Origin of the sequence: Lentilactobacillus curieae, assembly GCF_000785105.2 — a bacterium.
Classification (GTDB): Bacteria; Bacillota; Bacilli; order Lactobacillales; family Lactobacillaceae; genus Lentilactobacillus; species Lentilactobacillus curieae.
In genome coordinates this window covers 1,356,110-1,374,656 of sequence record NZ_CP018906.1, presented here as the reverse complement: position 1 = coordinate 1,374,656, position 18,547 = coordinate 1,356,110, and the positions used below count along the sequence as shown (strand labels likewise).

Annotated in this window: 27 protein-coding genes; 1 reads left to right on the top strand and 26 read right to left on the bottom strand. The window is 40.6% G+C overall.

Features of this window, described 5'->3' with window-relative positions:
• Positions 1–23 precede the first annotated feature (23 nt).
• From secY to rpsL, 25 genes are all read right to left on the bottom strand, one after another.
• Positions 24–1,343, bottom strand: coding sequence for a preprotein translocase subunit SecY (gene secY / locus PL11_RS06600; protein ID WP_035168188.1), 1,320 nt, complete (start codon positions 1,341–1,343; stop codon positions 24–26).
• Positions 1,343–1,777, bottom strand: a complete 435-nt coding sequence (gene rplO / locus PL11_RS06595) for a 50S ribosomal protein L15 (protein WP_035168187.1) — start codon at positions 1,775–1,777, stop codon at positions 1,343–1,345. Before rplO ends, secY begins: the two co-directional genes overlap by 1 nt.
• Positions 1,778–1,806: 29 nt before the next feature.
• Complete coding sequence (gene rpmD, locus PL11_RS06590) at positions 1,807–1,992, bottom strand: 50S ribosomal protein L30 (RefSeq protein WP_035168186.1); 186 nt, start codon at positions 1,990–1,992, stop codon at positions 1,807–1,809.
• A gap of 13 nt (positions 1,993–2,005) precedes the next feature.
• Positions 2,006–2,509 (bottom strand): 30S ribosomal protein S5, encoded by a 504-nt coding sequence (rpsE, locus tag PL11_RS06585; RefSeq protein WP_035168184.1) that lies wholly within the window; start codon positions 2,507–2,509, stop codon positions 2,006–2,008.
• Positions 2,510–2,530: 21 nt separating this feature from the next.
• Entirely contained in the window at positions 2,531–2,896 is a 366-nt protein-coding gene (rplR, locus tag PL11_RS06580) for a 50S ribosomal protein L18 (protein WP_035168183.1), read from the bottom strand.
• A gap of 24 nt (positions 2,897–2,920) precedes the next feature.
• Complete coding sequence (rplF, locus tag PL11_RS06575; protein WP_035168182.1) at positions 2,921–3,460, bottom strand: 50S ribosomal protein L6; 540 nt, start codon at positions 3,458–3,460, stop codon at positions 2,921–2,923.
• Positions 3,461–3,491: 31 nt separating this feature from the next.
• On the bottom strand, positions 3,492–3,890 hold the full coding sequence (gene rpsH, locus PL11_RS06570; protein ID WP_035168181.1) for a 30S ribosomal protein S8: 399 nt from the start codon (positions 3,888–3,890) through the stop codon (positions 3,492–3,494).
• A 26-nt stretch (positions 3,891–3,916) separates the two neighbouring features.
• Positions 3,917–4,102 (bottom strand): type Z 30S ribosomal protein S14, encoded by a 186-nt coding sequence (locus tag PL11_RS06565; protein WP_078256938.1) that lies wholly within the window; start codon positions 4,100–4,102, stop codon positions 3,917–3,919.
• Between the two features lie 15 nt (positions 4,103–4,117).
• A complete protein-coding gene (gene rplE / locus PL11_RS06560) occupies positions 4,118–4,660 on the bottom strand; it encodes a 50S ribosomal protein L5 (RefSeq protein WP_035168180.1) in 543 nt (180 codons plus the stop codon).
• A 29-nt stretch (positions 4,661–4,689) separates the two neighbouring features.
• Positions 4,690–4,998: a 50S ribosomal protein L24 gene (gene rplX / locus PL11_RS06555; RefSeq protein WP_035168179.1), complete on the bottom strand. Its 309-nt coding sequence runs from the start codon at positions 4,996–4,998 to the stop codon at positions 4,690–4,692.
• 30 nt (positions 4,999–5,028) lie between these two features.
• Complete coding sequence (rplN, locus tag PL11_RS06550; protein WP_035168178.1) at positions 5,029–5,397, bottom strand: 50S ribosomal protein L14; 369 nt, start codon at positions 5,395–5,397, stop codon at positions 5,029–5,031.
• Between the two features lie 60 nt (positions 5,398–5,457).
• Entirely contained in the window at positions 5,458–5,724 is a 267-nt protein-coding gene (gene rpsQ / locus PL11_RS06545; protein ID WP_035168177.1) for a 30S ribosomal protein S17, read from the bottom strand.
• A 25-nt stretch (positions 5,725–5,749) separates the two neighbouring features.
• Positions 5,750–5,944 carry a 50S ribosomal protein L29 gene (rpmC, locus tag PL11_RS06540; RefSeq protein ID WP_035168176.1) on the bottom strand — a complete coding sequence of 65 codons (195 nt, stop codon included), beginning with the start codon at positions 5,942–5,944 and terminating at the stop codon, positions 5,750–5,752.
• Positions 5,934–6,368: a 50S ribosomal protein L16 gene (gene rplP, locus PL11_RS06535; protein ID WP_035168174.1), complete on the bottom strand. Its 435-nt coding sequence runs from the start codon at positions 6,366–6,368 to the stop codon at positions 5,934–5,936. Before rplP ends, rpmC begins: the two co-directional genes overlap by 11 nt.
• A gap of 2 nt (positions 6,369–6,370) precedes the next feature.
• On the bottom strand, positions 6,371–7,036 hold the full coding sequence (rpsC, locus tag PL11_RS06530; protein ID WP_035168173.1) for a 30S ribosomal protein S3: 666 nt from the start codon (positions 7,034–7,036) through the stop codon (positions 6,371–6,373).
• A gap of 3 nt (positions 7,037–7,039) precedes the next feature.
• Positions 7,040–7,396 (bottom strand): 50S ribosomal protein L22, encoded by a 357-nt coding sequence (gene rplV, locus PL11_RS06525; RefSeq protein ID WP_035168172.1) that lies wholly within the window; start codon positions 7,394–7,396, stop codon positions 7,040–7,042.
• Between the two features lie 16 nt (positions 7,397–7,412).
• Positions 7,413–7,691, bottom strand: a complete 279-nt coding sequence (rpsS, locus tag PL11_RS06520) for a 30S ribosomal protein S19 (RefSeq protein WP_035168170.1) — start codon at positions 7,689–7,691, stop codon at positions 7,413–7,415.
• A gap of 43 nt (positions 7,692–7,734) precedes the next feature.
• Positions 7,735–8,574, bottom strand: a complete 840-nt coding sequence (rplB, locus tag PL11_RS06515) for a 50S ribosomal protein L2 (protein WP_035168169.1) — start codon at positions 8,572–8,574, stop codon at positions 7,735–7,737.
• Between the two features lie 26 nt (positions 8,575–8,600).
• Positions 8,601–8,888: a 50S ribosomal protein L23 gene (gene rplW, locus PL11_RS06510; protein ID WP_035168168.1), complete on the bottom strand. Its 288-nt coding sequence runs from the start codon at positions 8,886–8,888 to the stop codon at positions 8,601–8,603.
• Positions 8,888–9,511: a 50S ribosomal protein L4 gene (gene rplD / locus PL11_RS06505; RefSeq protein WP_035168167.1), complete on the bottom strand. Its 624-nt coding sequence runs from the start codon at positions 9,509–9,511 to the stop codon at positions 8,888–8,890. Before rplD ends, rplW begins: the two co-directional genes overlap by 1 nt.
• Positions 9,512–9,531: 20 nt before the next feature.
• A complete protein-coding gene (gene rplC / locus PL11_RS06500; protein ID WP_035168165.1) occupies positions 9,532–10,164 on the bottom strand; it encodes a 50S ribosomal protein L3 in 633 nt (210 codons plus the stop codon).
• A 28-nt stretch (positions 10,165–10,192) separates the two neighbouring features.
• The gene (gene rpsJ / locus PL11_RS06495; protein WP_035168163.1) at positions 10,193–10,501 is read right to left on the bottom strand and encodes a 30S ribosomal protein S10; all 309 of its coding nucleotides are present in this window, start codon (positions 10,499–10,501) and stop codon (positions 10,193–10,195) included.
• Between the two features lie 275 nt (positions 10,502–10,776).
• Positions 10,777–12,879 carry an elongation factor G gene (gene fusA, locus PL11_RS06490; protein ID WP_035168161.1) on the bottom strand — a complete coding sequence of 701 codons (2,103 nt, stop codon included), beginning with the start codon at positions 12,877–12,879 and terminating at the stop codon, positions 10,777–10,779.
• An 86-nt stretch (positions 12,880–12,965) separates the two neighbouring features.
• Positions 12,966–13,436, bottom strand: coding sequence for a 30S ribosomal protein S7 (gene rpsG / locus PL11_RS06485; protein ID WP_035168159.1), 471 nt, complete (start codon positions 13,434–13,436; stop codon positions 12,966–12,968).
• Between the two features lie 53 nt (positions 13,437–13,489).
• A complete protein-coding gene (gene rpsL, locus PL11_RS06480; protein WP_035168156.1) occupies positions 13,490–13,903 on the bottom strand; it encodes a 30S ribosomal protein S12 in 414 nt (137 codons plus the stop codon).
• 244 nt (positions 13,904–14,147) lie between these two features.
• Between rpsL and PL11_RS10530 the strand changes: the two genes are divergently transcribed.
• A complete protein-coding gene (locus PL11_RS10530) occupies positions 14,148–14,885 on the top strand; it encodes a prepilin peptidase (protein WP_052127833.1) in 738 nt (245 codons plus the stop codon).
• Between the two features lie 11 nt (positions 14,886–14,896).
• Here the strand turns inward: PL11_RS10530 and rpoC are convergent, their stop codons facing one another.
• Positions 14,897–18,547: a DNA-directed RNA polymerase subunit beta' gene (gene rpoC / locus PL11_RS06470; protein WP_035168153.1), complete on the bottom strand. Its 3,651-nt coding sequence runs from the start codon at positions 18,545–18,547 to the stop codon at positions 14,897–14,899.

The window sequence follows — 18,547 nt, the reverse complement described above, 5'->3', positions numbered from 1 at the left end:
CCTCCTCGACTAGGTTTGCTTAATTAATCTGTAGTTGGGTTTGTGTCTTTCTTAATGAATCCGACATATTGTCTCTTCATCATCAAACCTCTGATTTGACGAATAGTTTCAATAGCAACACCAACAACGATCAATAAACTAGTTCCACCTAAACCGATTGATTCATCTAAGTTCCAAACGTTTTGAGCAATTAATGGAATTAAAGCAACAATACCCAAGAATACCGATCCAACAGTACTTAATCTCATCAGCAAACTTGATACATATGCTTGTGTTTCATGTCCTGGCCAAACGCCTGGAATGTAACTTCCTTGTTTTTGTAAGTTCTCAGAAAGTTTCTCTGGGTTAACTTGAACAAAAGCATAGAAGAAAGTAAACATAACAATCAAAACAGTATACAAAGTTGCACCAGTTGGTGTTTGCATGTTAAAGATATCAGAAAGTATTAGATACCAAGTGTCTTGTGAATGATTAGCAGTAAATGCCATCAAAATTGTTTGTGGAGTTGCAATAAATGAACTTGCGAAGATAACTGGGATAACTCCCGCAACGTTAACCTTCAATGGAAGGTAACTGCTATCTGATGCCCCAGCAACTCGACGAGTATATTGAATTGGAACCCGTCTTTCAGCTTGTTGTACCCAGGTTACGAATGTAACAATCAGAAGTACAGCCACAAGAAGAACGACTCCGAAGAGGATTGCCCACCATAGGTCACTTCCGCTAACACCAACAAAATATTGTTGATGTAGCTTTTGTAGACCAACTGGTAGACGGGCAATGATACCTGCAAAGATAATCATTGAAATCCCGTTACCAATACCTCTTTCGGTGATCATATCACCCATCCAAGTGGTAAGCATTGTACCACCAGTTAAAATAACACCAATCATGATAAATGTTTGGGCATTGGGATGAGCGACTAAATTCAAACTACTTAGTTGGTTAAAACCAGCTGTGATTCCGATAGATTGAAAGAAACCAAGGATAACGGTAAGATACCTTGTCCATTGGTTAAGCTTTCTTCTACCAACTTCACCTTGTTTACCCCATTCGACGAATCTGGGCACAATATCCATTTGTAACAACTGAACGATGATTTGAGCAGTGATGTATGGTGATACTCCCATCGCAAATATGGAATAATTAGTTAATCCTCCACCACTAAAGGTGTTCAAAATACTAACCAACCCAGATGATGCAACAGATTGAAGTGCTTTCGCATTAATTCCAGGGACCGTAATGTAGGCACCTAAGCGGAAGATAATCAGCACACCTAATGTAAACAGGATCTTGTTTCTTATTTCCTTAACTTGAAATGCACTCTTTAATGTTGAGAGCATTAGATCACCTCGATTTTACCGCCTGCATTTTCAATAGTAGATTGAGCTGTCTTTGAGAATTTGTTAGCTTTAACAGTTAACTTCTTTGATAGCTCACCTTCACCAAGAATTTTGATGCCTGATTTAACGTTCTTGACGATACCTGATTCAACAAGCAATTCTGGAGTTACTTCTGTACCGTTGTCGAAAGCATCAAGCTTAGCAACGTTAACTACAGCATAGTCTTTCCGGTTGATGTTGTTGAAACCACGTTTTGGAATACGACGGTAAAGTGGCATTTGGCCACCTTCAAATCCGACACGAGTCTTACTACGAGCCTTTTGTCCTTTTTGACCACGACCAGCAGTTTTACCCTTACCGGCAGAACGGCCACGTCCCTTACGAGTACGTAATGAACGAGAACCTTCAGCGGCCTTCAATTCGTTCAAATTCATGAATTTGGCACCTCCTTACAAAATATTAATTAGTCTTTAACTTGTTCTACATCAATTAAATGTGCAATTTGGAAAAGAGCTCCCCGAGTTGCTTCATTGTCAGGCTTGACAACTGAGCTATTCACCCGGTTTAAGCCAAGAGCCTTCACAATTTTACGTTGCTTTGGGAGGCGATGTGCTGCACTACGAATTAATGTAATTTTCAATTGAGCCATTACAATAACCTCCTTATTCAGCTAAATGTTGGGCTGAAACACCACGTAATGCTGAAACTGCTTCAGCATTTCTCAAAGCTTTCAAGCCTTCAAAAGTAGCTCTAATAACATTGACTGGAGTGTTTGATCCCAAACGCTTACTTGTAACATCGTCAACACCGGCAAGTTCCATAACGTTACGTACGGCACCACCAGCGGCAACTCCAGAACCTTCAGCGGCAGGCTTAAGTAAAATACGGCCACCACCGAATGTTCCAACGATTTCATGAGGAATTGTTGTACCAACAATCGGAACCTCAATCAAGTTCTTGCGAGCTGCTTCGACTGCTTTACGAATAGCTTCTGGAACTTCTTGAGCTTTACCAGTACCAAATCCAACATGTCCTTGTTTGTCACCAACGACAACCAAAGCGGCGAAACGAAGACGACGTCCACCTTTAACAACCTTAGTAATTCGGTTGATTGAAACGACAGTGTCTTCAAGCTCTAACTTATCTGGATCAATAAACTTCTTCATGTGCGGTTATTCCTCCTTTTATTAAAATTCTAGTCCATTTTCACGAGCAGCATCTGCAAGAGCTTGAACACGACCATGGTAAATGTATCCTCCACGATCAAAAACAACATTCTTAATGTTCTTTTCATTAGCGCGTTCTGCTACTAATTTACCAACACTAGCTGCTTGTTCAGTCTTGCTTTCGCCACTGACTGCAGTATCAAGTGTTGAGGCACTAACAAGCGTTACACCCTCTACGTCATCAATTACTTGAGCGTAGATGTTTTTGTTTGAACGGAAAACATTTAAGCGTGGGCGCTCGGCAGTACCAGAAATTTTACTACGGACACGACTGTGACGACGTTTCCGGTTCTTGTTTTTATCTGGTTTAGAAATCAAAATAGTCACCTCAATTTAATTTACTAGTAAGAACTACTTACCAGTCTTTCCTTCTTTACGAATAATGTGTTCGTTTTCGTAACGAATACCCTTACCCTTGTATGGTTCTGGTGAACGAACTGCACGAACCTCGGCAGCAAAGTCACCAACGTGTTGCTTGTTGATACCACTAATGTTGATAGTAGTGTTATCTGGAACTTCAACAGTCAAATCTTCAGGAACAGTCATGTCGACTGGGTTTGAGTAACCAACATTAAGAGTTAATGTTTTTCCCTTCAATTGTGCACGGTATCCAACACCGACAAGTTTAAGTGTTTTCTTGAAACCATCAGTAACACCTTCAACCATGTTGTTGAAGTTGGCACGAGTAGTTCCGTGAAGAGCACGAACACGGTTGTTGTATGCTCCGATTGGTTCAAAAGTAACCTCGTTACCGTTAACATTCATCTTAATATCTGATGAAAGTTCACGGGTCAAAGATCCTTTAGAACCCTTAACAGTTACAACGTTTCCTTCAGACTTAATTTCCACACCTTCAGGGATAGTAACAGTTTTATAACCAATACGACTCATTGAAATTACACCTCCTATTTAATGATATTTATTACCAAACGTAAGCTAATACTTCGCCACCGACTTTTTGAGCGCGAGCTTCTTTGTCAGTAACAACTCCGTTTGAAGTAGAAATAATTGCAATTCCAAGTCCGTTAAGAACCTTAGGAACAGCGTCAGCTTTAACGTATGAACGTAAACCTGGCTTTGAAATTCTCTTTAAACCGGTGATAACGCGTTGCTTGTCCTTACCGTATTTCAAGAATACGCGGATTACGCCTTGCTTATCATCTTCAATATATTCAACATCGCGTACAAAACCTTCACGTTTGAGGATTTCAGCGATATCACGTTTAATCTTTGATGCAGGTACTTCAACTGTTTCATGGTAAACCATGTTTGCATTACGAATGCGAGTTAAAAAGTCTGCAATTGGGTCAGTCATAGACATTAACGTACAACCTCCTTTTTAGAATATTACCAACTTGCTTTTTTCATGCCAGGAATTTGTCCCTTGTGGGCAAGTTCACGTACGCATAAACGGCATAAATGGAATTTTTTGTAAACTGAATGAGGTCGTCCGCAACGTTCGCAACGAGTGTAATTCTGAGTTGAGAATTTAGCAGGGCGTTCACTTTTTACAATTAATGATTTTTTAGCCAATGTGAAACCTCCTCATTATTTGGCGAATGGCATACCGAATTGAGTCAACAATTCACGTGATTCTTCATCAGTATTAGCAGTAGTTACAACAACAATGTCCAAACCTCTAACACGGTTAACATTATCGTAGTCAATTTCTGGGAAAATCAATTGTTCTCTAACACCCAAAGTGTAGTTACCACGGCCATCAAAGGCACGGCTACTAACACCATGGAAGTCACGAACACGTGGTAATGAAACATTGATCAACTTATCCAAGAAATCATACATTCTGTCACCACGAAGGGTAACTTTGGCACCGATTGACATTCCTTCACGAAGTCTGAAACCGGCAATTGATTTCTTAGCCTTTGTAACTAAAGGTTTTTGACCTGAGATCAAAGCAAGTTCTGCAACTGCTTCATCCAAGTTCTTAGCGTTAGTAACAGCGTCACCAACACCCATGTTCAAAACAATCTTCTCAATCTTAGGTGCTTGCATAGTTGAAGAATAGTTGAACTTTTCCATCATGTGTGATTTGATTTCGTTATCAAATTTTTCTCGTAAACGACTTGACATTTAAAAGGTATCCTCCTTTCAATTAATAATTAATTGATTGCTTTTTGTGTCTTTTTAGAAAAACGAACTTTTTTTCCATCTTCAACTTTGAAACCAACACGAGTTGGTTCATTTGTTGAAGGGTCAATTAGCATTACGTTAGAAACATGGATAGGTGCTTCAGTATCAACAATTCCACCTTGTGGGTTAGTTGATGAAGCCTTTGAATGTTTCTTGATCATGTTTACGCCTTCGACGATAACACGGTCTTTTGAAGCAATAGTCTTCTTAACTGTTCCTTCTTTACCCTTGTCCTTACCACTAATAACGCGAACTTTGTCACCAGTTTTAATGAACATAACGGCACCTCCTTATATCCTTGGTTGAAATTAAAGTACTTCTGGGGCCAATGAAACGATCTTCATGAAGTTGTGATCACGCAATTCACGAGCAACCGGGCCAAAGATACGAGTACCTTGAGGGCTTTTATCGTCACGAATCAATACAGCAGCATTTTCGTCAAAACGAATGTATGAACCATCATTACGACGAGTAACTGACTTAGTACGGACAACAACAGCTTTAACAACGTCACCCTTTTTGACAACGCCACCTGGTGTTGCTTGTTTAACCGTAGCAACGATGGTGTCACCGATTCCGGCATATCTTCTAGTTGAGCCACCTAAGACCTTAATAGTTAAAATTTCTCTTGCGCCTGAGTTGTCAGCAACTTTTAAACGGCTTTCTTGTTGAATCAAAGGTATATCCTCCCTTCATTTTTTAAGATCAGAATACGATAAAAAATGATAAAAATTAAATTAAATAATAACCGCTTTTTCAACGATGTTTAGAAGACGGAAACGCTTTGTCTTTGACATTGGACGAGTTTCCATGATCCGGACAATATCGTTAACCTTTGCTTCATTGTTTTCATCATGAGCAGTATATTTTTTAGAATACTTAACACGCTTGCCATATACAGGATGTGTCTTGTATGTTTCAACAACAACAGTGATAGTTTTGTCACTCTTAGCAGAAACTACACGTCCTTGGTATACTTTACGCTGGTTGCGTTCTTCAGCCATTAATTAGTTACCTCCTTATCGTATTCTACTTGTTTAGTTCTTGTTGACGAAGTGCTGTCTTGATACGAGCAATGTTCTTACGAACTTGCTTCAGACGAGCAGTGTTTTCAAGTTGGCCAGTGGCCAATTGGAAACGAAGATTGAACAATTCGTCTTTATAATCTTTTTCTTTGTCAATCATTTGAGCAGTGGTTAATTCATTAATTTCATTAGCCTTCATTTGATTCGCCACCTACTTCCTCACGTTTAATAATCTTAGTTCTAACGGGAAGTTTCATTGATGCAAGTCTTAATGCTTCGTTGGCAACTTCCTCTGAAACACCACCGACTTCGAAAAGTACCTTACCACGCTTAACAGGGGCTACCCATCCAGCTGGCGTACCTTTACCATTACCCATACGAACTCCGACACCTTTTTCGGTATATGACTTGTGAGGGAAAATCTTAATCCAAACTTTTCCACCACGCTTCATATAACGGGTCATTGCTATACGAGAGGCTTCGATTTGTCTGTTTGTGATCCATTTTGAATCCAAAGATTGCAAACCATATTCGCCGAAGCTTACTTGCTTACCACCCTTAGCTGCTCCACGGAGCTTGCCACGGTGTTCACGACGATGCTTAACACGTTTTGGTACTAACATGTTTATTTCCCTCCTTTGTCCTCATTCTCGCTGTTCTTTTTTTCTGGAAGAATTTCACCACGGTAAATCCATGTCTTAACACCAATTGCACCGTAAGTTGTGTGAGCTTCTACCCATGCATAGTCAATATCAGCTCTAAGAGTATGCAAAGGAACAGTACCATCAGAATATGTTTCAACACGTGCCATATCCGCACCGTTTAAACGACCTGATGATTGTGTCTTGATACCCTTTGCGCCTGAACGCATTGAACGTTGCATTGCTTGACGCATTGCGCGACGGAAAGCAACACGGCCTTCCAATTGACGAGCAATGTTTTCGCCAACTAATTTAGCATCTAAATCAGGTTTCTTGATTTCGATGATGTTGATGTGAACTCTCTTACCAGTAAGGTTATTAAGTTCTTTACGAAGGTTTTCTACTTCAGATCCACCCTTACCAATAACCATTCCTGGTTTAGCAGTATGAATTGAAACGTTAACCCGGTTTGCAGCACGTTCAATTTCAACAGTTGAAACTGAAGCACTTGCAAGACGCTTTTCAATATATTTACGGATTTGTAGGTCTTCACGCAAGTATGCTGCATATTCTTTATCAGCGTACCATTTAGCTTCCCAGTCGCGAATCACACCTACTCGGAATCCATTAGGATTAATTTTTTGTCCCACGCGTTATCCCTCCTCTTTTTCTGAAACTACGATTGTAATATGACTTGTGCGCTTGTTGATTGGTGAAGCTGAGCCCTTTGCACGTGGACGGAAACGCTTGAGCGTTGGTCCTTCGTTGACAAATGCTTCGCTTACGTACAAGTTCTCACTGTCTAAGTCAAAGTTGTTTTCTGCGTTAGCAACTGCAGATTTTAGTACTTTTGATACTACCGGTGAAGCTCCACGAGGTGTGAAGTCCAAGATAGCTGCTGCTTCTGCAACGTTCTTGCCTCTGATAAGATCAACTACAAGGCGGACCTTACGAGCGGCGATACGAACAGTTTTAGCAGTTGCTGTTGCTGATGTAACTTGTTCAGCCATTAGTTATCCTCCTTGCTTACTTTGTTTTCTTATCGGCATTGCTACCGTGTCCATGGAAAGTACGAGTTGGAACGAACTCACCGAGTTTATGTCCAACCATGTCTTCTTGAACATACACTGGGACGTGTTTACGTCCATCATAAACTGCGAATGTATATCCAATAAAACTTGGGAAAATCGTTGAACGACGTGACCAAGTCTTGATTACTGACTTCTTGTCTTGGTCCTTTTGGGCATCTACTTTCTTAAGTAGGTACTCGTCAGCGAATGGTCCCTTTTTTAAGCTACGACTCATTATGTGACCTCCTCTGTTAACATGTGCTTTTTAATGCGATTTATTACATCTTCGATCCTTTACGACGACGAACGATAAACTTATCTGAACGTGCCTTCTTAGAACGAGTCTTCTTACCAACTGTCTTCTTACCCCATGGTGATAATGGTGATGGAAGACCAACTGGAGCTTTACCTTCACCACCACCATGTGGGTGATCGTTAGGGTTCATTACAGATCCACGAACGTGTGGACGTTGACCCTTGTAACGAGTACGACCAGCTTTACCAACATTAACAAGTTCATGTTCTTCGTTACCTACGGCACCGATAGTAGCGCGGTTAACAGAAAGAATCATACGAACTTCACCAGATGATAATCTAACAAGTGCGTACTTACCGTCACGGCCAAGTAATTGAGCTGAAGTACCAGCAGAACGAACAAGTTGTCCACCCTTACCTGGCTTCAATTCGATATTGTGGATAACTGAACCAACTGGAATGTTTACCAATGGCAAAGTGTTACCAGTCTTAATATCTGCATTTGCACCAGATTCAATTTTATCCCCAACTTTTAAGCCCTTAGGTGCGAGGATGTATGACTTAACACCATCTTCATATACAACAAGAGCAATGTTTGCAGTTCTGTTAGGATCATATTCGATGGCTTTAACAGTAGCTGTAATGTCATCTTTGTTACGTTTGAAATCAATAACACGGTATTGATTCTTGTTACCACCACCACGGTGACGAACAGTCATATGACCGTAGTTGTTACGGCCAGCAGTCTTGCTCTTTGGTTCAAGCAATGACTTTTCAGGCTTTGACTTAGTGATATCACTGTAGTCAAGGCTAGTCATGTTACGTCTACCATTGCTGGTTGGCTTGTATGTCTTAATAGCCAAGATGTTTCCCTCCTAGTTGATTATTTTTATTCTTCGCCGAATAATTGAATTTCTTTTGAATCTTCAGACAATGTAACGATTGCCTTACGACGTTTCTTAGTAAAGCCAACATATCTACCTTGGCGTTTTTGCTTACCCTTAACGTTCATGATGTTTACTCGTGTTACTTTAACATCAAAAATGTCTTCGATAGCTTTTTTCACTTGGGTTTTAGTTGCTCGTAGATCTACGTCGAAAGTGTAGCTCTTATCGTCCATCTTGCTGGTTGATTCTTCAGTAATAACTGGGCGTAAAATGATATCGCGTGATTCCATTATGCGAGCACCTCCTCTACTTGAGAAAGGGCAGCTTTTGTAATAACGACTTTGTCACTGTTGGCAACATCGAGTACGTTAATTCCTTTTGCAAGGACAACCTTAACGTTTTCAAGGTTACGTGCAGATAACATTGCTTTTTCGTTGTCGTCTTCCAAAACTACCAATGTCTTAGTTGAAACTTCCAACTTGTCTAACATTGCTGAGAAGTCTTTAGTCTTTGGTGCGTCATATGCAAGTGCATCAACAACTAAGAACTTGTCATCTGCTACCTTAGTAGATAGAACAGACTTCAATGCTAAACGAGTAACTTTACGTGGTAAATGGTATGCGTATGAACGTGGAGCAGGTCCGAAGACAATTCCACCGCCACGCCATTGTGGTGAACGAATTGATCCTTGACGAGCTCTACCAGTACCCTTTTGACGCCATGGTTTCTTACCACCACCGCGAACAGCTGAACGGTTCTTAACAGCGTGTGTTCCTTGGCGCATTGAAGCACGTTGCATTAAGATTGTGTCAAAAACAACGTTTTCGTTTGGTTCAATACCAAAGATTGAGTCGTTTAATGATACGTTACCGCTTTTACTTCCATCTTGTTTATATAATGCTACATCAGTCATTTATGGTTGCCTCCCTTCTATTATTTTGTACCGCGAGCTGCGGTTTTGATTGTAATGTATGATTTGTTAGCTCCAGGAACGTTACCCTTAACCAAAATCACATTGTTTTCAACATCAGTACGAACGATTTCAAGGTTTTGAATTGTAACTGTCTTGTTACCCATTCTACCTGGTAGTTTCATACCTGCTGCAACACGGTTAATGATTGGTCCCAATGAACCTGGACGACGGTGATAACGAGAACCATGAGTTTCTGGTCCACGACGTTGACCATCTTTATGAATGTTACCTTGGTATCCATGACCCTTAGTAATACCAGTTACATCAACGATGTCTCCTGGTTCAAAGATGTCAGCCTTAACTTCACCTGATAATTCGTAATCTCCTAGCTCAACATCTTTGATTTCTTTAATGAAGCGCTTAGGAGTAGTTTTTGCTTTCTTTGCATGACCTTCTTCTGGCTTGTTTGCAAGCACAGCGCGTTTGTCTGCATAACCCAATTGAATTGCGTCGTAACCGTCAGTTTCTGCAGTTTTAACTTGCATAACAACGTTTGGACTTACTTCAACAACTGTAACGGGAACTAATTCACCATTATCTGTGAATACTTGGGTCATTCCAACTTTCTTTCCTAAGATTCCTTTTGTGGTCATGAGTACACCTCCAATTTAATTGTATTTTTTATAGCTTAATTTCAATGTCCACACCGCTTGGCAAGTCGAGCTTCATTAATGAGTCAACTGTCTTTGGTGTTGGATTAGTAATATCGATTAAACGCTTATGTGTCAAAATTTCAAACTGTTCACGAGCATCCTTAAACTTATGTGGTGAACTCAAAACAGTATAAATTGTGCGTTCAGTAGGTAGTGGAATTGGACCTGAAATAGTAGCTCCAGTTCTTTCTGCCGTAGCAACGATTTTTTCTGCTGATTGATCTAAAATACGATGCTCATATGCCTTTAAGCGAATACGAATCTTTTGTTTTGCCATTGTGTTCCCTCCTTCGTCTATTTTAAAAATATGACTAACTCCGTGAAAATTACCGCCAAACCCATGGCAAAGCATCCGGGTGTGTCGCAACCTTTCACATCAAAGCTATCTTGTATCATTTTTTGAGCATACTTACCCGTAAAAACAATTACCTGAATAGTGTACAAGAAAACCCGTCACATGACAAGGCTTATCCTAGATAAATTTGCATTTGTAATATTTCTGTCATTCTTTACCAAACAAAAAAGACGAGCATAGCTCGTCTTTTAAAAATATTAGTCTTCTGAAGAAGCGTTTCCGCCATTCTTCTTGATAATATCTTCTTGAATGCTCTTTGGAACTGCTTCGTAGTGATCAAATGTCATAGTGAAAGTACCACGACCTTGTGATGCAGAACGTAAAGTAGTTGCGTAACCGAACATTTCTGAAAGTGGAACGAAGGCGTGAATTTCTTCAGAGCCAGCAACTGCTTCCATACCTTCAACACGACCACGACGGGCAGTGATTTGACCCATGATATCACCCATGTACTCTTCTGGCACACGAACTTCAACCTTCATGATTGGTTCAAGAATAACTGGAGCAGCCTTCTTAGCAGCTTCTCTCAATGCGATTGAAGCGGCAACCTTAAATGCGGCTTCACTAGAATCGACATCATGATAACTACCATCGTAAAGCTTGGCTTTCAAGTCAACCAATGGATAACCGGCAAGAACACCGTTATTCAATGCTTCCTTCAAACCTTGTTCTACTGAAGGGATGTATTCACGAGGAACAACACCACCAACGATAGCATCTTCGAATTCGAATCCTTTACCTTCTTCGTTAGGTGTGAATTCAATCCAAACATCACCATATTGACCTTTACCACCAGATTGACGAACAAACTTACCTTGAGCTTGAACGGACTTAGTGAAGGCTTCACGGTATGAAACTTGTGGAGCACCAATAGTGGCTTCAACGTTAAATTCACGTCTCATACGATCAACGATAATGTCCAAATGCAACTCACCCATTCCGGCGATAATAGTTTCACCAGTTTCTGGGTTAGTTTCAGCATGGAATGAAGGATCTTCTTCAGCAAGCTTTTGAAGAGCAACATCCATCTTATCTTGATCAGCTTTTGACTTAGGTTCAACAGCAACCTGGATAACTGGGTCAGGGAATTCCATTGATTCCAAGTGAAGTGGATGATCTGGATCAGTCAAAGAATCACCAGTAGTGGTGTTCTTCAAACCGATAGCAGCAGCGATATCACCTGAGAATACTTCTGGAATTTCTTGACGTTGGTTAGAATGCATTTGTAGCAAACGACCAACACGTTCACGTTTATCCTTAGTAGCGTTAAGAACATATGAACCTGATTCAAGAGTACCTTGATATACACGAATAAATGTCAAACGACCAACAAATGGGTCGGTAGCAACCTTAAATGCTAAAGCAGCAAATGGCTTGTCGTCACCAGCAACTAAATCAACTTGTTCGTCAGTTGAAGGATCAGTGGCACTGTATGGCTTAACATCAAGTGGTGATGGTAAGTAATCAACAACAGCGTCAAGCATCATTTGAACACCTTTGTTCTTGAAAGCTGAACCAGCAAGTACTGGGAATAGTTCCAAGCTCAAAGTACCTTTACGGATTGCAGCTTTGATTTCATCAACTGAGATTTCTTGTCCATCAAGGTATTTTTCCATGATGTCATCATCAATATCAGCTAATTGTTCAAGCATTTGTCCACGACGCTTTTCAGCTTCTTCTTTATATTCATCAGGAATATCAACAGTATCCCATTCTGAACCCAATTCGTCTTCGTCGTAGATATCAGCCTTCATTTCAACAAGGTCAATAACACCTTCGAAGTCGTCTTCGGCACCAATTGGCATTTGAATAGCCAATGCATTAGCTTGCAAACGGTCACGTAGTGATTGAACAGAGAAGTCGAAGTCTGCACCCAACTTATCCATCTTGTTTGCAAATACGATTCTTGGAACATCATAGTCAGATGCTTGACGCCAAACAGTTTCTGTTTGAGGTTCAACACCGGCTTGTGCATCAAGAACAGCTACGGCACCATCAAGAACACGGAGTGAACGTTCAACTTCAATAGTGAAGTCCACGTGTCCTGGGGTATCAATAATGTTAATACGGTGGTTTTTCCAAGCAGCTGTTGTAGCAGCTGAAGTGATAGTAATACCACGTTCTTGTTCTTGGTCCATCCAGTCCATTTGTGAAGCACCATCATGGGTTTCACCAATTTTGTGAATCTTACCGGTATAGTACAAGATACGTTCAGTAGTAGTTGTTTTACCAGCATCGATATGCGCCATGATACCGATGTTACGAGTTTTTTCTAGCGGAAATTCTCGTTTGTTAGCCATTGTGTGACTCCTTTCAAAAAACGTGCTGATTTTACAGGAAAAACGGTCGTTTGACCGTTATCCAAAATTGTAATAATTGTATGTGATTACCAACGGTAATGAGCGAAGGCACGGTTGGCTTCAGCCATCTTGTGAGTGTCTTCACGCTTCTTAACAGCTGCACCAGTATTGTTAGCAGCATCCATGATTTCACGTGCAAGACGTTCAGTCATAGTATGTTCACCACGTAAACGTGCGTAGCTAACAATCCAACGAAGACCCAAAGTAGTACGACGATCTGGGCGAACTTCGATTGGAACTTGGTAGTTTGATCCACCAACACGACGAGCCTTAACTTCAAGTACAGGCATTACGTTCTTCATAGCTTCTTCAAACACTTCAACTGGTTCATTACCAGTTTCTTCTTTAATTAAATCGAATGCAGCATATAAAATTTTTGCTGAAGTTCCTCGCTTACCGTCAAGCATCATACGGTTAATCAAGCGAGTAACCAATTTAGAGTTGTACATTGGATCTGGTAGTACTTCTCTCTTTTGAACATTTCCTTTTCTAGGCATTTCGTTATCCTCCTATTAATAGATAGAACTAAATTGAATTAATCGAATAGATATTATTCTTTAGGCTTCTTTGTACCGTATTTAGAACGACTTTGACGACGATCTTGAACACCGGCAGTATCAAGGGCACCACGAATAACGTGATAACGAACACCAGGTAAATCCTTTACACGGCCACCACGAATAAGAACAACACTATGTTCTTGTAAGTTGTGTCCAATACCTGGAATGTAAGCAGTAACTTCGATCAAGTTTGACAAACGAACACGAGCATACTTCCGCAAAGCAGAGTTAGGCTTCTTTGGTGTCATAGTACCGACACGAGTAGCAACCCCACGTTTTTGAGGAGCAGGTACGTTAACTTGCTTCTTCTTGTATGAGTTGTAAGCATAGTTTAAAGCTGGTGCATTTGATTTAGAACTTCTAGATTTACGTCCTTTACGAACCAATTGGTTAATTGTAGGCATCTAAAAAGTACTCCTTTCGCAAATATCAATATAATATAAGTCCACACATCCAGGCGGTTCTTTTTTTGGTAAAAAAGAATGTGTACCGCCCAACACTTTTTGTCAGAACAGTCAGCATGTCTGATCGATTCAGAAACCTGTTACAAAAAGCACCTTGTCTAATTTATCATGGAGAACAGTTTGTGTCAATATCGAATAATCATATCTTTTTATCGTACTTAACTGATAGGAGGTATCAATTATTATGATTATGTCACTGTTTGCTTTTATTCTCGGAAGCTCCCTCGCGTCGTTTCTATGTGTGGTCGTAACCAGACTCAAGAGGAACGAATCAATTATATTCCCTCAGTCTCATTGTGACAACTGTCAAACAGTATTACACACTTGGGAACTTATTCCAGTACTAAGTTACATAACCCTACGTGGAAAGTGTAGTAATTGCTCGGCTAAAATTCCTAAGATTGGATTCATAGCTGAGATTTCATTAGGCACCCTATTTATTTTAGCAACACACGCAGTCTCTCCTATCAGTGCAGCAATAATTTTCACCTGGCTGACCTTGCTAACTTTAGAAGACCTATCAGATCAACAGTTGTATCAATGGGAGACATTGGGATTTATGATTACGGCAAGTTTCATCAGCCCAAACCCTTTTGTTTTCATCGGATTTATCTGGACCTTATCACTCATTATTACTCGGATTAACTACAGAGAACGTTTTATCGGTAATGCTGATATTGAAATAGTTCTCGCATTTTTCCTCATTGTCGGTAATTTAACCACTCTAATAATTATCTTCATCGCGTGTATCCTGGCGTTGCTGTTTTTGTGTTGTTTGAAAAACTATCGTTATAAGCTACCATTTATTCCATTTTTATCCATCGCGTTTATTATAACTACCACAGCTCTTAACATTTTTTCTGAACAAAATTTTATGTACAAAAAAAGCATCGAGATCATCTCTCGGTGCTTTAGTTGGTAGAAACTAGCAGATTACTTGCCTTGTTCTTCTTCGGCTTTCATCTTTTCTTCAAGTTCGCTGATTGAGTAAACTCCCTCAGTTGATGAATCGCCAGTTTCTTCTGGTTTGATACCACGGTAGTCACCCATTCCAGTTCCGGCTGGGATTAACTTACCGATAATAACATTTTCTTTAAGTCCAACAAGTGGGTCATTCTTACCACGAATTGCGGCATCAGTAAGAACTCGAGTAGTTTCCTGGAATGATGCGGCTGACAAGAAACTGTTTGTTTCAAGGGCGGCCTTAGTAATTCCAAGTAAGACAGGACGACCAGTAGCAGGAACAGCACCAGATACAACGGCATCTGCGTTACTTTCCTTAAAGTCGTTAATATCCACAAGGGTTCCTGGAAGAACATCAGTGTCACCTGGATCCATGATTCTAACCTTACGAAGCATTTGACGAATCATGATTTCCACGTGCTTATCTGAAACTTCCACACCTTGCATCCGATAAACTTTTTGAACTTCATGAAGTAAGTAATTCTCAGTTGAAAGCACATCACGAACTTTCAATAGTTCCTTAGGATCGACAGAACCTTCGTTAAGAGCAGCACCACGGTGAATGTAATCACCTTCGACAACTCTCATTCTGGCAGTGATTGGAACAGTGTAAGTTCTTGTATCTGCTTCACCCTTGATAGTTACTTCTTTAGTTCTTTCAGCAGGGTTTTCTTCGATTGACTCAACAGTACCAGTAACCTCAGAAATCTCAGCTTTACCTTTAGGGTTCCGAGCTTCAAAAATTTCTTGAACACGAGGAAGTCCTTGGGTAATATCGGCGTTACCAGCAACACCACCGGTATGGAAGTTACGCATAGTCAATTGAGTACCAGGTTCACCGATTGATTGAGCTGCGACAGTACCAACAGCTTCACCAACTTCAACCTCGTCCCCAGTAGCCATGTTACGACCATAACATTTTTCACAGACACCATGAATGGTGTTGCAAGTAAATGCTGAACGGATAGTAACTTCTTCAATACCAGCATCAACGATAGCTTGTCCCATATCTTCATCAATCATAACTCCAGCTGGTGTAATAACTTCACCAGTCTTAGGGTTTTTAACTGACTTCAATGCGTAACGACCAACAATTCGGTCGTACAATGGTTCAATCATTTCGTTACCTTCAGTAATTGCACTAATAGTCAAACCACGGTCAGTACCACAGTCCTTCTCACGAACAATAACATCTTGAGCCACATCAACAAGACGACGAGTCAAGTAACCTGAGTTGGCAGTCTTAAGGGCAGTATCAGTCATACCTTTACGAGCACCATGGGTAGAAATGAACATTTCCAAAACAGAAAGTCCCTCACGGAAGTTCGAAGTAATAGGCAATTCCATGATTTCACCGTTAGGAGCAGCCATCAAACCACGCATACCAGCAAGCTGGGTAAAGTTAGAAACATTTCCACGGGCTCCAGAATCACTCATCATGAAGATAGGGTTTTGAGGATCAAAACTCTCCATGAGTCGGCCTTGAATGTCGTCCTTAGCATCGTTCCAGATACCAATTACTCGTTCATAACGTTCGTGATCTGTAATCAATCCACGACGGAATTGCTTAGTAACCATTCCCACCTTCTTGTGGGCATTGTCAATAATTTCTTGTTTATCAGGTAGTTCGGTAACATCAGAGATACCAACGGTCAAGCCTGATTTAGTTGAGTCATCGTAACCAAGATCCTTCATTCTATCTAGTAGAAGTGAAGTTTCGGTTACCTTGTATTGCTTGTAAACTTCAGCAATGATATCACTCAAGAAACCTTTCTTGAATGGAGGAATAACTTCTGCATCTTTAAGATGCTCATTAATATCCTCACCAGGTTCCAAGAAGAACTTGTCATCTAGGTAACCGTTCAAGTTAGTTTCTGTTGGTTCATTCAGGTATGGGAATCCTGCAGGCAAGATTTGGTTGAACAAAATCTTACCAACTGATGTAACTAAGATCTTACCCTTTTGTTCATCAGTAAAGTTCTTCTTAGGATATGCATCCACTTTGATACCAACACGAGTATGCCAGTGAACAAGACCATTTCTAAACGCAAGATCAGTCTCATCTGGTGAATTGAAAATCATTCCCTCACCAATCTTGTTAACTTCTTCCATAGTTAGGTAGTAGTTACCAATAACCATATCTTGTGAAGGAGCAACAACTGGTTTTCCATCCTTAGGTGCAAGGATGTGACCAGCAGCAAGCATCAACAGTCTTGATTCTGCTTGAGCCTCATCTGATAAAGGAACATGGATGGCCATTTGGTCACCATCAAAATCGGCATTATAAGCTTCACACACAAGTGGGTGAAGACGCATTGCCTTACCAGATACCAATACTGGTTCAAAAGCTTGAATACCCAAACGGTGAAGTGTAGGGGCACGGTTCAATAGAACTGGATGTTCCTTGATCACGTCGTCCAATACACTAAATACATCGTCGTCTTGGCGTTCAATCTTTCTCTTGGCATTCTTGATGTTTGAGGCTAATTTACGACCAACTAGTTCCTTCATGATGAATGGCTTGAATAATTCCATAGCCATTGGAACAGGAAGACCCATTTGGTTCATCTTTAAGTTAGGACCAACATCGATAACTGAACGACCAGAGTAATCAACACGCTTACCAAGTAAGTTTTGACGGAAACGTCCTTGCTTACCCTTAAGCATGTGTGAAAGAGATTTAAGAGGACGGTTACCTGGACCGGCTACTGGACGGCCACGACGACCATTATCGATCAAAGCATCAACGGCTTCTTGAAGCATCCGCTTTTCGTTTTGAACAATAATACCAGGGGCATTAAGGTCAAGCAATCTCTTAAGACGGTTATTACGGTTAATAACTCGACGGTATAAATCGTTCAAATCAGAAGTGGCGAAACGGCCACCTTCTAGTTGAACCATTGGACGTAAGTCAGGTGGAATAACTGGAATTGTATCCATTACCATCCATGAAAGTTCATTTCCGGAATTAACGAATGCTTCCAAGATATCCAAACGTCTTACGGCACGAGTTCTCTTTTGACCAGTTGCATCTTTAAGTTCTTCCTTAAGTTCAGCAACTTCTTTTTCAACATCGACATCTTTTAACAATGTCTTAATTGCTTCCGCACCAACTTGGGCTTCGAAACGTGGACCGTATTCTTGTTTCTTTTCACGGTATTCACGTTCTGACAAGAGTTGTTTCTTCTCCATTGGTGTGTTACCTGGATCAGTTACAACATATGATGCAAAGTAGATAATTTCTTCAAGGGCACGTGGGCTCATGTCAAGGACAAGACCCATCCGACTAGGGATTCCTTTGAAGTACCAGATGTGAGTTACTGGAGCTGCTAATTCAATATGACCCATTCGTTCACGACGGACTTTTGAACGAGTAACTTCAACACCACATCGGTCACAGACGATACCCTTGTAACGGATTCGCTTGTATTTACCACACGCGCACTCCCAATCTTTGGTAGGTCCAAAGATTCTTTCATCAAAAAGCCCATCTTTTTCAGGCTTCAATGTCCGGTAGTTGATTGTTTCTGGCTTCTTAACTTCACCATAAGACCAACTACGGATCTTATCAGGAGATGCTAGTCCAATTTGCATACTTTCGAATTTGTTAACATCGACCAC